The organism is Methanoregula sp., from assembly GCF_028679125.1.
In the GTDB taxonomy this organism is placed as follows: Archaea; Halobacteriota; Methanomicrobia; order Methanomicrobiales; family Methanospirillaceae; genus Methanoregula.
This window is the reverse complement of the sequence record NZ_JAJRCG010000009.1, coordinates 44,231-57,693: the sequence shown is the minus strand read 5'-3', so window position 1 is coordinate 57,693 and position 13,463 is coordinate 44,231. Positions and strand designations below refer to the sequence as shown.

The following is a 13,463-nucleotide window of genomic DNA, read 5'->3' as shown; positions in this document are numbered from 1 at the left end:
ACCGGGCCGGGTAGACACCCGACAGGATTTTTATGATAGCACGGGTACATCTGGTTAATGACAGGTCACCCATCTGCCGTACTTGCCGGAACCGCTGCACTCATGGTACTTATTCTCTGTGCCGGCTGCGTTTCAACCGGCATCGGTGATACGTGGTACGACAACCGGTCGGTTCTCGTGAACATCAGCAATACGGGAAATCCGGCGGATGTCCACGTTCAGGTGACCATCTACCGGATTACCGGCCTGACGCAGGAACCGTATGGCGTGGTCAGTGCACCGGCATCTCTTTTAACGGGGGAGAACACGGTTGCAGTACCTGTGGGACTTTCACCCGGTAATTACAAACTCTATGTGTATATCCTCAAAGACGGCGATCGGAAGACCGCCGTGATCCGCGATATTACGGTATGATTGCCATGGAACCTTTTTCAAAAGATATGATCGATGCCGCCTGCGGCATGAAACCCGCAGATCTGGTTCTTGACGATGCATTTCTCTACAACGTGTTTACCGGATCATGGGATACGGGTACCCTTGCGATAAAAAACGGTACTATCCTCGGAATCGGGGACTATGAGGGAAAAAAGACCCGGGACTGTTCAGGATTATATATCGTCCCGGGACTGATCGATGCCCATGTCCATATCGAGAGTTCCCTGCTCACTCCTCCCGAATATGCCCGGCTCGTCGCCCTGCACGGGACGACAACGGTCATCGCGGACCCTCACGAGATCGCCAATGTTGCCGGGGCGGAGGGTATTGAATATATGCGGGCTGCACGGCAGAACGCGGCGATCGATATCCAGTACATGCTCCCGTCCTGCGTCCCGTCAACCCCGGCCGATGTTGGCGGGGCTGTGCTTGAAGCAGCAGACCTGCACCGGTTCATGGGAAAAGAGGGCATCCTCGGACTTGGCGAGATGATGAATGTCCCCGGAATACTTGCAGCAGATCGCGCTATTTCGGAGAAACTCGCACTCTCATCGATCCGTGACGGGCATGCCCCGGGTCTTTCCGGAAAAAACCTCAATGCCTACATCCTCGCCGGTCTCCAGAGCGATCATGAATGTACAACTTTTGCAGAGGCAGAGGAGAAACTCAAAAAAGGGATGTATATCTATATCCGCGAAGGTTCCGCAGAACAGAATATCGAGGCGCTCATCCCCCTGGTAACCGCTGCAACGGTCTCACGGTGTTGTTTTGCCACCGATGACTGCCACGCAGACCTGCTCATGGATGAGGGGCATATCGACCGGTGCATCCGGAAAGCGATAGCCTGCGGGCTCGACCCAGGACTCGCCATCCGCATGGCAACGCTGTCCCCTGCTGACCGGTTCGGTCTTGCAGACCGGGGCGCACTTGCCCCCGGGCGACGTGCGGATCTCTGTATCATCGATGACCCGGAGAAGTTCGGAATCCGGGAGGTTTTCGTAAAGGGTGCAGCAGTAACCGCTGCGTCACCGGCACCACAGTCCGCGTTTCCCCCCACCATCCGCTGTTCTCCCTCCGGCCCCGGGACCATCCGGATCACCGGCCATGGCATGGCGCGGGTGATCGGCCTTGTACCCGGCCAGATCGTAACCGAATCCCTCACGTACGACTGCAATGCCGATGATATACCGGACCTTGACCGGGACATTCTCAAAGTCGTTGTCTGCAGCCGGTACCGCGATCTTCCCGCGGGAGTCGGCCTGGTCCATGGCTTCGGATTCCGTAATGGCGCCATCGCATGCAGCATCTCCCACGATACGCACAATATTGTTGCTGTCGGCACCAGCGATGATGCAATCCGGAACGCGATACGTGAAGTGATCGGGGCACAGGGGGCCATGGTCGCAATTCTCGGCCCGGATAGTTCAGTCCTGCCCCTCGACTGTGCCGGGCTTATGTCAACACTTCCCTATGAGGATGTTGTCCGGAGGCTCAGCGATCTGAGTGAAGTAACCGGCCGTATGGGTGGCATCAGGAATCCGTTTATGTACCTCTCGTTCCTTGCCCTTACCGTGATCCCGTCCCTGCGCATCACCAACCGGGGTGTCTTCGACAGCGCCATGTTCCGGGATGTTTCCCTGTTCATTTGAGTGATCCCTCAAGTACTTCATTGACGGATTCTGACGATCACGGGAAGAGCAGGATCAACACCACGCCAAATACCATCAGGCCGGCCCCGGATACCCGCCGCAGGATCTCTTCTTCCCGGAAGACCAGGGCACCATACAGCACCGTGATGATGATACTCATCCGTTTGATGGCACTGACATAGGGAACGATCTGGTCGAGGTATGCCGTGTTGATGACAATGGATTCCAGGGTCAGGAACAGAGCGATTACTATCCCTGCCGTAAGGAGACTGCGTGACTGGTGGACAGGGAAGCCGGCGAAAGAACCGGATTCACCGGTACGGGTTTCCGAAGGGTTTCTCCGGATGAGATGCTTCAGGAGAAAGATTGCAAGAAACGCAGACCCGAGGATAAAGAATACCACGCCGGATCCAAAGACCGTGTCGGAGTTCAGCACCACCATCTTGTCAAACCCGATGGCAATGGCGTACAGGAACGAGACCACGAGCATAGCAAAAATGCCCGGGTGCGAGACCATGTCCCGGAAGGGATCAAAAATCCGGGTATGTTCCGCAGATGTGTTGAGGACATACGATCCGGCAACGATGATCACGATCCCCAGAATCCCGATAAGGGACGGAATCTCGTGAAGCATCAGCGCCGCGGTGACGACAAGGAAGAGCGGCGTGAACGAGAGCATCGGCACGGCCAGGGAAATATCCGTGGATTTCAGCGCACGGAACGCGAGCGTGGTACCGGCAACATTGATAGCACAGGTGGCCGCAACGGCAATGAAGAAGTCCGGGCCAAGCAGGGGAATACCCCGGGCAACCGCAATTGCCAGGAGAAACACTCCTGTAAAGAGGAATCCGGACGCCGCCAGCAGGTCCGGTTCCACGGTTTGCAAGAATTTTTTATTGACGATATAGTATGCAGCATCGGCACACGCACCAATACCGGAAAGAAATGCCCAGAACATGGCGGAACTATCCGGTGACTTATTGGCAGTTGATGATTATCGGGTTTGTTGTCCGGGCAGGAAAAGAAGCACGGGCAGGGCCGGTTACTGGTAGGAGATGGGGAGAGCCCGGATCCACGCTTCCGTTGTCATGACCTGCGAGAACCGCATCTGCTGGGCGATCAGAATGGCCTTGTGGAGATCGGCACCGCTGATCACACCCGCACTGTTCGTGATCGAAAGGGTGCCGGTCGCATCAGACAGGAACTTCACCGTATACCCACGGTGGAATGCCTGCCGGGCGGTCGTGTCGCAGCACATCTGGGTCATGTAGCCGGCAATCGTGAGGGTGCGGATGCCCTGCTCCTCAAGCCACCGCTCAAGAGGCGTACCGGTAAAACTTCCCGGGAACGTCTTTTCGATCAGGAGATCGTACGGGCGCTTCTGTACTTCCGGGTGCAGGTCCCATGACGGGGTTCCGGGCACGAACGTTGCCGCACCGGCCGCCCGGTTCGCATGCTGGATAATAATAACAGGCACGTGCGCCGCGTGTGCAGCGTCCATTGCCTGCAGGATATTCACGATGCTGCCGTGCGGGTACGTGACCGGTATTTTCCCGGTGAAATATTCGTTCTGGACATCGATGACCAGCAATGCTTCGCTCATGGTGTGTCCGCTCCCTCAAAGGTTGCCCGGTCGATAAGCATCCGCCGGAATGCCACGGGGTCTCCGTGAACAATCTCTGTGCACTCGCCATCCGGGCGGAACCCGAGTGATTCGTACAATCGTTCTGCCCGGGGATTATTCTTCCTGACAATGAGCCGGATCGCATGCAGGGCCGGGTCGGCGAACCCGCGTTCAAGGGTGAGCCGGGCGATGGTCTTTCCCAGTCCATGCCCGAGCCGTTGCGGGTGGAGCGCGATCCGGAATTCCGCGGTTCCATCGGGTTCGCGGGTCAGGATCGAGAACCCGGCCAGATCGCGATCATCTTCAGCAACAAAAACAACCGTTCCGGTAACCGGGTAATAGAGATCGAGCCAGCCACCGTCACGGAGCGAGTAATCGAGCATGGCAAATTCCAATGGATAGGGGGGCCAGGACTTGATGCGGGAAATATCGTCCGGCCGGAGCGGGCGGATGGTGATCATGGATAAGAATAGTATTTGCTGCAAGGAGAAAAAAGCAGGACCTTTCCCTCACGGATCTATGAGGGCGGAGACAGAGAATCCTTGAATGTGCCCGCGTTCACAGGGACATTTCATGTATTTCCAGAACCGCCCGCACCGTCCCGTACCCCTGAGAAACCGACTGGCCAATCCCAAGATACTCCGGAATGCGAAGGTTTGTCCGGAATTTTCCCAGGAATACGATCACGTTCTCGCGATCGATCCGCTGCCGTATGAAACGGATGTGGGGCACGCAGGTAACCGGTTCACCAGGGGAATAGTCAAGGGATTTTGCAAGCGTGTTCAGGTGCGTGGTGAGGATCTTCTGCATGAAGGCGTCGCGCGCGGGCTTGCCTTTCAGGTCATAGAATTTTTTTGCATTCTGCTGGTTCAGGGCAATCCAGGGAGTCAGAAATTCATATTCGCAGCTCGCGCCGGACGTCCCGAACTCCTCATCACGTATTGCCTCATCGCGTGAAACAATCCTGCAGCCATTTGTGCCGGGTATAATTTCTGCATTTTCTCCGGCCAGCGTCATGAGAAATCGTGCACCCTGGCAGATACCGATCAGCATAAGATCGTTCCTTACCTGCTTGCACATGATGGCAGGGTACCGGTGAATGCACGATTCAGGAAGACCCGCCTGCCCGGAAGCCTGGTACTCCGCCAGGTGCCGGTTCAGGCACGACCGGAAGTCAGGTAAGGAGAACTGGAGGGGATTTGCGGGTTCGAGAACCAGAGTGAAGACAGGAAGGATCATGCACGTTCACATACAACAGGGATGCCCGGGGAAATAAGGGATTACCTGTTCAACTGACTTTTTGGATATCACGGTTCAGACGGAAAGTACCGTGAACCGTTTGATAGCGGTCGTGTTCCGCCCGGCATCGGAGATCCAGAAGAAAAACTCCCCGGTTGTCTGGATCTCTCCCGATGCACTCCACGTGTTGGTGCCGCAACTCCCCTCCTCCACCCGGGTTGTGAACGACGCCTCCCGGGCAAGAGCATTATCCGGATCCTCCGGCAGGACAGAGAAGATCGCACAGTCCAGTTCCTGCCCGGCCGGGAGGTTTGTCGTTCCCTGAAGGGTAAACGAGCGGGATTCGTACTGGTCGCCGGGAGGATCAATGGTAATCCATGGCGTCGTGTTAGTGGTATTACCGGTGAGGCAGGCAGCAGGGGCAGGTGTTGAAACCGGCAATGCCCGTATCAGGATCTCGCGCTCGACACCACAGTCGTGTACGATCCGGTACCGGCCCGGTTCCCATCCTTCCGTCACAAAACGGTACACCTGCGTGGAATTCCCAAAAGCAAGCGAGGACTTTTCTGTTTCATTGGGCTGCTCCGTTCCCATCCGCGTTGCCCACTTTCCATTGCCGGTCTGGAATTTTACCGAGAACGAGGGCTGATTGCCCGCACACGCAAGCGTGCCGGAGCCGTCATTCGTAACCGTGAATTCAACAACCTCGCCGATATTGTACACATCCGAGTCCATTTTTATGTACCCGGATTGCGCATTGGGCTGGTTGAGGGTGGCCTTGTAGGACGCAGCGGGAACTCCGGGAGTCTGCGATAGGTTACCATCGGTCTTTTTTCCCTCATGGATCGTTGTGCATCCGGAAAAAAGGATGACACTGATGAGGAGCAGGATTGAGAGGGTTCGGAGAAGCTGGGGCATGGGTTGTATTCTGATGTATGCGTGTCTGGAAAAAATGTAGTTTTGGGTGAGTCCTGAAGTACTGCACGCTGAAGTGTGAGGAAAACCCGGGGGAGAAATGATGTTCAGTACTTTTTTGGTGATTAAGTAAAGTCCACTACTAACCCATGGATAGTATTGAGCCAATACAGTTTTTTTTAGATTTGCGCTCCGGAGCACACAAAAATACAGCCCCCCTCTTGCGCCGCCAGTCCCCCAAGGGGGACGGGGCGCATTGCGATGCCTCGGCATTACCTTAATTTGGGGCACACACAGGTACAGGTAATACGGCACTATCGCAACTGGGAGATGCCCGAGCGACGGGGGCGGAGGCTTGCCGGAGCCCCCAAGAGCGGTAATGAAAATTTAGGTTCAGGTTTATCGCACTTTTGGTGGATGTTACACAATCACCTTTTTTTTATTTTAAGCCGGCCAGGAACGATTGTGCTGCACGGATTTTCTTTGAAATGTCCCGTCCATGAATCCTTGAGAGTGCAGACAGGTCGCGTCCCAGTCTCCGGCGTGAAATCTGGCACCCCCCTCTAAAACGGCCATAGCGGCCTCCGGCCAGAGGATATTTTTTCACGTCCCGAAACCTGTCTGAAAAAAGGGGGCGCTGGACGCTCGCTGTAATGCAGGTTCAAGTGGGGTTAATTTTGCCCCGTTTTTAAAAATACGCCCAAATTGCGGGATATTCCATTGGCGTGGACAACGGTTCCATTCCAACCGGAAATGCAAATCGTCCTTTTGACAAACGGAGGCTGATTTGGGCTCCAAATAGTACTGGTCTTCAAGGGGGGTACGATGGAGGCCAGGTACCATTCACCGGCAGAATTACAAGACCTTCGTGCCGGTAATCGCGGCAAGCAGGAGAATGATCACCGGCTGGTGGACAAGATAGATCACCAGCGAGTGCCGGCCCAGGAACGAGAGCGGAGAGACAACGAAGTCCGGCAATGACCGGAGGGAGAACTGCCGGACGCCCCCCGCGTACAGGAATTCTCCAAGACCCAGGCCGATCAGCACCATGCCGAACCATGGCAGGAGCGGCGTGTAATCAACGGACGTAAAACCAGCGGGCATAATCCCCAGCGGGAGCAGGAAGGCCGGGCCGCTCACCTGCGAGATCAGGAAACCGGCAGGGATGCACGCGAGCCCGAGCAGGATATTCAGCGTTTTGAAGCGGAAGAAGAGGGGCGAGAGGATCACCGCAACCCCGATGAGGTGCAGGATGCCGAAGATCACGTATCCTTCGTGCAGGTAGAACCACGTGGCAAGGGTGACGAGAAGCCCCAGCGCAAAAATACCGGCACCGCGAAGGATAAATTTTTTTGCAAGAGGAAATCCGGACAACCGTGCGCTGGCCTTTGCGTAGCTGACAACGAGCGAGACTCCCACGATCATGAGAAAGAGCGACGCGGTCGCATAGGCAAAATACCGCCAGAACCCGGTTGCAACATCAACCGGATAGATCGCAAAGAAGCTGAGATCGAAGACCGTGTGAAAGACGATCATCATGAGGATCGCGATCCCGCGGGCAGAATCGATCTCCCACAGGCGCGATGCGGAATTCATGCTCCATCATTCACCTCATGGCGTGATATGCATAACGGATTGGCCCGCATCTACAGGGATATCATTAAGCATCTGACCGTAAATTCTCCTGAGAACGAGTATATGACACACGACAGGGACGAGCACATCATCGAAGCGATCGGCCGGTGCCGGATCGTGATCAGGAATGGAAAGGTTGTGGAAGTCGGCGAACCGAAGATAAAAGACTGCCCGCTGGCCAAACGGTTTGCATACCCGATTCCTGACATCAAACCCGAGTCCGTGAAAGCCAACATTAAGCACCGGATAAAAGCATTCGGCATGTGCACACCGGACCGCGAAGTCCTCGACAACCGGGAGTTTGTCGGGTTCGGGGCTTCGGAACTCCTGAGTTTCGGCCTTAAGGCGGGTCTCATCGATGCAGCGGTTCTTGCCTGCGACGGAGCCGGGACGGTCGTTGTCACGAAGCCGGCAATGGCACAGGGCATCGGCGGCAGGATGTCCGGCCTCGCCTCTACCTGCCCCTACCCGCAGGTCATGGACCGGATCGAAAAAGACGGCGGGTATGTCCTTGACCGGAAGCATGCAGCAATGGACGCAGTTGCCGGCGTTACCCTCGCGGCCGGCAAAGGGTTCCGGAAAATTGCGGTCACGGTCGCCGGGCCGGATGCCGCAGAGACCATCCGGAGGATCCACCCGGATACCTTCATCTTCGGAGTCCACGTCACCGGCCTTACCCGGGACGAGGCTGACCGGCTGGTATCGGCATCCGATCTCGTGACCTCCTGCGCCTCAAAGACGATCCGCGATGCTGCCGGACCCCGGGCGCTCGTCCAGGCCGGCATCGCAATCCCGATCTTTGCGATGTCAAAAAGGGGCAAGGAACTCATCATCGAGAAGATACGGCAGGCCAATGAACCGGTGCTGGTCAAGCCCACAAAGCTCCCTTCGCTGGGAGAGAGCCAGCCGGACCCGCTCATATAAAAACCCCAACACGCCATTTTTTTTATTTTTCCGGGGAATCCATCGCATCTCCACCCCAGCCCAAACACTAATCAGGATCAACATCTATCGTCCATTATGAGACGGAACGAACCGTTTCAGATGCTATCTGGTGATCTCTGATGGTTGACAAAACACTTGGCAGTACTGAAAAATTGATCGGGGGAGGAGTTTCGACCCTGGGGAAAGGCGCAGAGGGATTCAGCAAGGAATTCATGGATTTTTTGCAGAAATACCAGGTCATCGGCCTGGCGGTGGCGTTTGTTATAGGAACAGCTGCAACGAAACTGGTCAATTCAACGGTCAGCGACATCATCATGCCGATCATCGCAGTCGTGGTTCCGGGAGGCAACTGGAGAGCAGCTGAACTGGATATCGGACCCCTGAAATTCCTTGTCGGCGACTACCTGGGAGCGATCATTGACTTCGTGATCATTGCACTCGTCATCTTCCTTCTCGTCAAGTACATCATGAAAGGCGACACAACGAAGAAAGTCTGATACTCTCGTTCTTTTTTTCCCGGTTCCTGGCCGGTTATACTGTATCTTCATGAACCTGCACAGCAGATACTGATCCCACATGGAGACAGCAATTTCCGATACCCTCATGTTCCTTGCGGCGGGCATTGTCGCCGCCGTTGTTGTCCATTTTGTCTTTGCCTTTCTCAAGAAACAGGCCGAGAAAACAGAAACGATGATCGATGACCTGGTGGTGCACTCGCTGGGAGCGCCCCTTACCATCCTGGCATTTTTCATTCCGTTCTTCTTTGCGATCCGCCACCTTATTGACCTCTACCCCCAGTACCTGTGGCTCTCCGATGCCAACATCCTGACTTCGGCATACATCATTGTCGGGACATGGATTGTTGCCACATTCCTTGATGAGTTCCTCCGGATCTACGGCAAGGCACTGGCCGAATCAACCGATACCGATCTCGATGACAGGATCGTCGAGGTCCTCCAGCAGATCGGCAAATACATCATATGGTTCATGGGGCTTCTCTACATCCTTACCATCTACAACATCAATGTCACACCGCTCATTGCCGGGGCGGGAGTGGTCGGTATCGCCATTGCGCTGGCTGCACAGGATCTCTTCTCCAACTTTTTTGGCGGTGCAGTCATTGTCACCGACCAGCCGTTCAAGACCGGTGACCGCGTCCTTATCAACGATGTGCTGGGCGATGTGATCCATATCGGGCCACGGAGTACCCGGATCATCACGCTCGATTCCGATATCGTCACCATTCCCAACACGAAGATCGCAACCAGCGTGGTGCACAATTATTCGCTGCCCAATCCCCAGGTCCGGATCCAGATCCCGGTAACCATAGCATATACGGAAGATATCGCCCACATCAAACGGATTCTTTCGGAGATCTGTGATGAAGCGGTGAAGACAAGGACCGATGTGATCGCAGCCACACCGCACCCGACAATCTATCTCATGAAGATCGACAAGACGGGCATGTCCTTTATGGTGACCGTCTTTGCTTCCGGTTTCCTGTACAACAGCATCATCCAGGATTACATGAATGTCCAGATAGTTGAGCGGTTCAGGAAAGAGGGCATCCTCATCACCTGAACGGGGGACGAACGGAGATGCATGCCATCATGGTACCCATTTCTTTAAGAAGCGGGAGAGGAAACCAGAACAGGTACAATGGGAACGCACCCTGCATACTTCTCATGCAGGCCTCGTTCCCGGGTGAACCATGAAACGCCTCGCACAGATCTTCCTGCTCCTTATTGCCACCGGCATACTTCTCCTGCCGGTTCCCGTGGGCGCAGGCACGGGCAATGAAACCGGCCCGGGGTATATCACGGTAACCAATCCGCCGGTAGCGGATTTTTTTACCAGCATCCGATACGGACATGCCCCGTTCACGGTGAGTTTTGCGGATACCTCGCGGGGATACGCCCCGATGTCCTACCAGTGGGATTTCGGTGACGGGTCCGGGTCTGCTGAACAGAATCCCACGCACACGTACCGCAACGACGGGGAATACACGGTCAGCCTGACGGTCACGAACCAGTACGGCTCGAATACCAAAACCGTGCCTGCATACATCGGTGCCGGCAGTCCCCCGGTAGCGGATTTCACCGCCACGCCGCGCGATGGCACAATCCCCCTGACTGTTTCGTTCACGGACAGCTCAACGAACAAGCCGGACACCTGGCTCTGGGACTTTGGCGATGGCGCCACATCGGCCGAACAGAATCCCTCGCATACCTACACCCAGGCAGGAATATACCCGGTCCGGCTGAGCGTGTCCAATCATTTCGGCAGCAACGCCCTGTCGCAGACCGCGTACATCAATGCCAGCAGCCCCGTACCGGTTGCAGTGACCGTCCCCGCTGAACCGGTGAAGGAGAAGCCGGGGGGAATCATCGGCCTGATCCAGGAAGCGAAGGGGACCACCGAGAAGAACCTGCCTACTGCCGCATTCATCCCGCCGCAGTTCATGGCGCTTGCCGCGGTGCTGACAAGCATGGGGGTTGTCGTCATCCAGATCCTGCTCGCTAATATCGGGACGCTCTCCCAGATCGGGTTGAAGGCTGCGAAGTTCCTCGCGGATCTTGCCGGGGGACATGCGGTCGAGAAGCTCAGCGAGAAGGAGATCGAGGCCCGGAATATTGCAGCCCGGAAGATGGAGCGGCATTTCTTCGGCCTGTCCCCAGGTGAAGTGATCATTGTCGAGGCAGCGGTTCTCATGGTGGCAATCGCGTATATCCTCGCAGACCGTGCCGAACTGACGCTGCAGGTCGTGCTTATCTACATTGCAGTCGGTGCAGTCTCCGTCGTGCTCCACGATTTCGGCCACCGGTATTTTGCCACAAAACACGGGTGTGACGCAGATATCCGGTTCTGGGGTCTTGGAACCATCATCATGTTCCTGACTGCATGGCTCTATGGGAGCGCCTTTGCCCAGCCCTACCGCAATCTCGTGAACCGCGATGCAAAATCCGAACAGGCCGAGACCCGCGAGATAGGAATCGAGATGGTTGCTGGGCCGGTGGTAAGCATCATCCTGATGATCATCTTCCTTGGCATGGTGCAGCTGGGTGGCCTCTGGGCAATTGCCGGAGGGATCGGGTTTGTGATCAATCTTATCACGGCAGTCTACAGCCTGATACCCATCTCGACCATGGACGGTGGTGCCATCTGGAGATGGAACCGCAGCGTTTACCTGGCGCTCTTCATCCCGATGATCGTGTTTTACTTCTTCACCTTTATGCTGGTATAGACCCGTCCTTTTTTTCGTGAACCATTTTTCTCTGACAACAGATTTCTGTTACAAGAGAGCGGAATTCGTCAGAGGTTCTGTGCTCTGATGCAGGGTGATTTTAAAGAAACTCAAATCCGTTCCTTTTGATACGGTTCTTCGAAGTGTCCGGTGATGGGAAGGGGTTACGGGTTGCTGACTATCCACTATTCACGAAGGACATTTCAGAAGCGTACGGGGTTCCCACAAGTTGTTCGGATTGTGGGATATTAAGAGCTTTTTTTCAAGCAGACTCTGCTGAAAAATTTTCAATCGCGATCATGAGGTGTAAGTTGATGAGGCTACAATCGGGTAATTATGCTACCAAATGCATGTACATGCTACAAAATTTTTGATTTGCCGGCGGGAGAAGGTTTGCTGATCAACCAGACCCTGCGTGAAAAAAAATGAGCAGGGGGTGAGGGGGTGGTTGAAATTTTTTTGCCGGAGATCGGTTGCGATGCTGATACTGTTGCAACTATTAACTCAGGTTTTGGCAGGTAGCGTTCACTACTGATATTCATGGTGGAATTATGAGAGAAGTACAGGGTGGAAAATAAGGGATCTGGTTTAATACCTATAGTTACCGATTGGTGTCAATATGCAGGCCGCAAGTTCAATTTATATCCGGGAAGATCTCAAAACCCAGTTGAACAACCTGAAGCGCAACCCGAAGGAATCATACAACGATGTTATCGAGCGCCTGGTGAATCTTTCCATTGATGATGAACCACTCAGTGCGGATGCTATCAGAGGTCTGGAAGAGGGTCTTGAGGATATCAAAAAAGGGAACCTGATTTCGGAAAAGGATATCAAGAAGAAATACGAAGTTGAGTGAGTCCGTACCGGGTGAAGTACACCCATCTTGCCGACCGGGATCTGGAAAAATTACCGCAAGAGATTGCCCGGAATGTTGTTGGTTTGATCCATGCTATCAGAGAAGATCCCTACCGGTTCATCAAAAAGATGATGGCGTCAAATCCGAACCATCCGATCTACTCTCTTCGGATAAGGAGAGACGTTCGAGCACTGCTCTCAATTCATGATGATGTCCTGATCATTCATGTTCTTGAAATTGAGTCCAGAAAACAGGCATACAGGGATTTCTGATAATCGTTATCCGGATACCCGGGCCGTTTGAATGCTTGTCACAGTACGTTGTGTCGTGCGGGTATTCTTGAACGGTATCATAAAACCCAAAATATTTTCAGAAGAGACTTGGCCCGGCGGGATGAATGCGGGGTTATAGGTATCTCGAAAAAATGCCACTCTTGTAAAATCACTTTCACTGTTCTGCTATACTACCCGGATTATGCGATCAACCGTCAGGATGCGGATGATATCCGGAAAAAGATATTGAGCATCCCTTATGTTGAGTGGAAGAAACGCGGATTCTCTAAAGGCACGTTGCATCATCTGAAAAAGCAAACTGACGGAGATCTGCAGTTTTACCTTCAAAAGCAGGTGATGACTCGTCTGGATCAGTGGGATCTGGATGCTGATCAGGTCGGATGATCCGCTGATAAGCATAGATTGATGCGGATATTGATGCTAATCAACGCTGATTTTTGTTGATTTCTTGCGAATCAGTAGAGGATTGATAGTGATAAGAACGTTGAGAGAGGAATAAGAATTGCAGAGTCAGAAAAAATCATTTCTTTATCATTAAATATTATAAATATTAACAAAAACTACTAATGAGAGCGAGATCTCTATCCGTGGAATGGACTATATTCTGGATACTTGTCCATTCGTTATC

At 54.1% G+C, this 13,463-nt stretch carries 15 protein-coding genes; 9 read left to right on the top strand and 6 right to left on the bottom strand.

Going from position 1 to position 13,463, the window contains the following annotated elements:
- Nucleotides 1-57 precede the first annotated feature (57 nt).
- On the top strand, nucleotides 58-414 hold the full coding sequence (locus LUQ43_RS07945) for a hypothetical protein (protein WP_299966037.1): 357 nt from the start codon (nucleotides 58-60) through the stop codon (nucleotides 412-414).
- 47 nt (nucleotides 415-461) lie between these two features.
- A complete protein-coding gene (gene ade / locus LUQ43_RS07940; RefSeq protein WP_299966035.1) occupies nucleotides 462-2,084 on the top strand; it encodes an adenine deaminase in 1,623 nt (540 codons plus the stop codon).
- 37 nt (nucleotides 2,085-2,121) lie between these two features.
- Here the strand turns inward: ade and LUQ43_RS07935 are convergent, their stop codons facing one another.
- From LUQ43_RS07935 to LUQ43_RS07910, 6 genes are all read right to left on the bottom strand, one after another.
- Nucleotides 2,122-3,042: an EamA family transporter gene (locus LUQ43_RS07935; RefSeq protein ID WP_299966033.1), complete on the bottom strand. Its 921-nt coding sequence runs from the start codon at nucleotides 3,040-3,042 to the stop codon at nucleotides 2,122-2,124.
- Between the two features lie 84 nt (nucleotides 3,043-3,126).
- A complete protein-coding gene (locus tag LUQ43_RS07930; protein ID WP_299966031.1) occupies nucleotides 3,127-3,687 on the bottom strand; it encodes a cysteine hydrolase family protein in 561 nt (186 codons plus the stop codon).
- Nucleotides 3,684-4,169 (bottom strand): GNAT family protein, encoded by a 486-nt coding sequence (locus LUQ43_RS07925; RefSeq protein WP_299966029.1) that lies wholly within the window; start codon nucleotides 4,167-4,169, stop codon nucleotides 3,684-3,686. The genes LUQ43_RS07930 and LUQ43_RS07925 overlap by 4 nt, the downstream gene beginning before the upstream one ends.
- 97 nt (nucleotides 4,170-4,266) lie before the next feature.
- A complete protein-coding gene (locus LUQ43_RS07920) occupies nucleotides 4,267-4,947 on the bottom strand; it encodes a CRISPR-associated endonuclease Cas6 (protein ID WP_299966026.1) in 681 nt (226 codons plus the stop codon).
- 75 nt (nucleotides 4,948-5,022) lie between these two features.
- Complete coding sequence (locus tag LUQ43_RS07915) at nucleotides 5,023-5,865, bottom strand: hypothetical protein (protein WP_299966024.1); 843 nt, start codon at nucleotides 5,863-5,865, stop codon at nucleotides 5,023-5,025.
- An 852-nt stretch (nucleotides 5,866-6,717) separates the two neighbouring features.
- Nucleotides 6,718-7,458, bottom strand: a complete 741-nt coding sequence (locus tag LUQ43_RS07910; RefSeq protein WP_299966021.1) for a heparan-alpha-glucosaminide N-acetyltransferase — start codon at nucleotides 7,456-7,458, stop codon at nucleotides 6,718-6,720.
- A 102-nt stretch (nucleotides 7,459-7,560) separates the two neighbouring features.
- Between LUQ43_RS07910 and LUQ43_RS07905 the strand changes: the two genes are divergently transcribed.
- From LUQ43_RS07905 to LUQ43_RS07875, 7 genes are all read left to right on the top strand, one after another.
- Entirely contained in the window at nucleotides 7,561-8,421 is an 861-nt protein-coding gene (locus tag LUQ43_RS07905) for a methanogenesis marker 8 protein (RefSeq protein ID WP_299966019.1), read from the top strand.
- A gap of 140 nt (nucleotides 8,422-8,561) precedes the next feature.
- Nucleotides 8,562-8,939, top strand: a complete 378-nt coding sequence (locus tag LUQ43_RS07900; RefSeq protein ID WP_299966017.1) for an MscL family protein — start codon at nucleotides 8,562-8,564, stop codon at nucleotides 8,937-8,939.
- A gap of 79 nt (nucleotides 8,940-9,018) precedes the next feature.
- Nucleotides 9,019-10,023 carry a mechanosensitive ion channel family protein gene (locus LUQ43_RS07895; RefSeq protein ID WP_299966015.1) on the top strand — a complete coding sequence of 335 codons (1,005 nt, stop codon included), beginning with the start codon at nucleotides 9,019-9,021 and terminating at the stop codon, nucleotides 10,021-10,023.
- A gap of 130 nt (nucleotides 10,024-10,153) precedes the next feature.
- On the top strand, nucleotides 10,154-11,686 hold the full coding sequence (locus tag LUQ43_RS07890) for a PKD domain-containing protein (RefSeq protein WP_299966013.1): 1,533 nt from the start codon (nucleotides 10,154-10,156) through the stop codon (nucleotides 11,684-11,686).
- Nucleotides 11,687-12,305: 619 nt separating this feature from the next.
- Nucleotides 12,306-12,542: an antitoxin VapB family protein gene (locus tag LUQ43_RS07885; RefSeq protein WP_299966011.1), complete on the top strand. Its 237-nt coding sequence runs from the start codon at nucleotides 12,306-12,308 to the stop codon at nucleotides 12,540-12,542.
- Between the two features lie 11 nt (nucleotides 12,543-12,553).
- The gene (locus tag LUQ43_RS07880; RefSeq protein ID WP_299966009.1) at nucleotides 12,554-12,814 is read left to right on the top strand and encodes a type II toxin-antitoxin system RelE/ParE family toxin; all 261 of its coding nucleotides are present in this window, start codon (nucleotides 12,554-12,556) and stop codon (nucleotides 12,812-12,814) included.
- 27 nt (nucleotides 12,815-12,841) lie between these two features.
- Entirely contained in the window at nucleotides 12,842-13,219 is a 378-nt protein-coding gene (locus tag LUQ43_RS07875) for a hypothetical protein (RefSeq protein ID WP_299966007.1), read from the top strand.
- Nucleotides 13,220-13,463 lie beyond the last annotated feature (244 nt).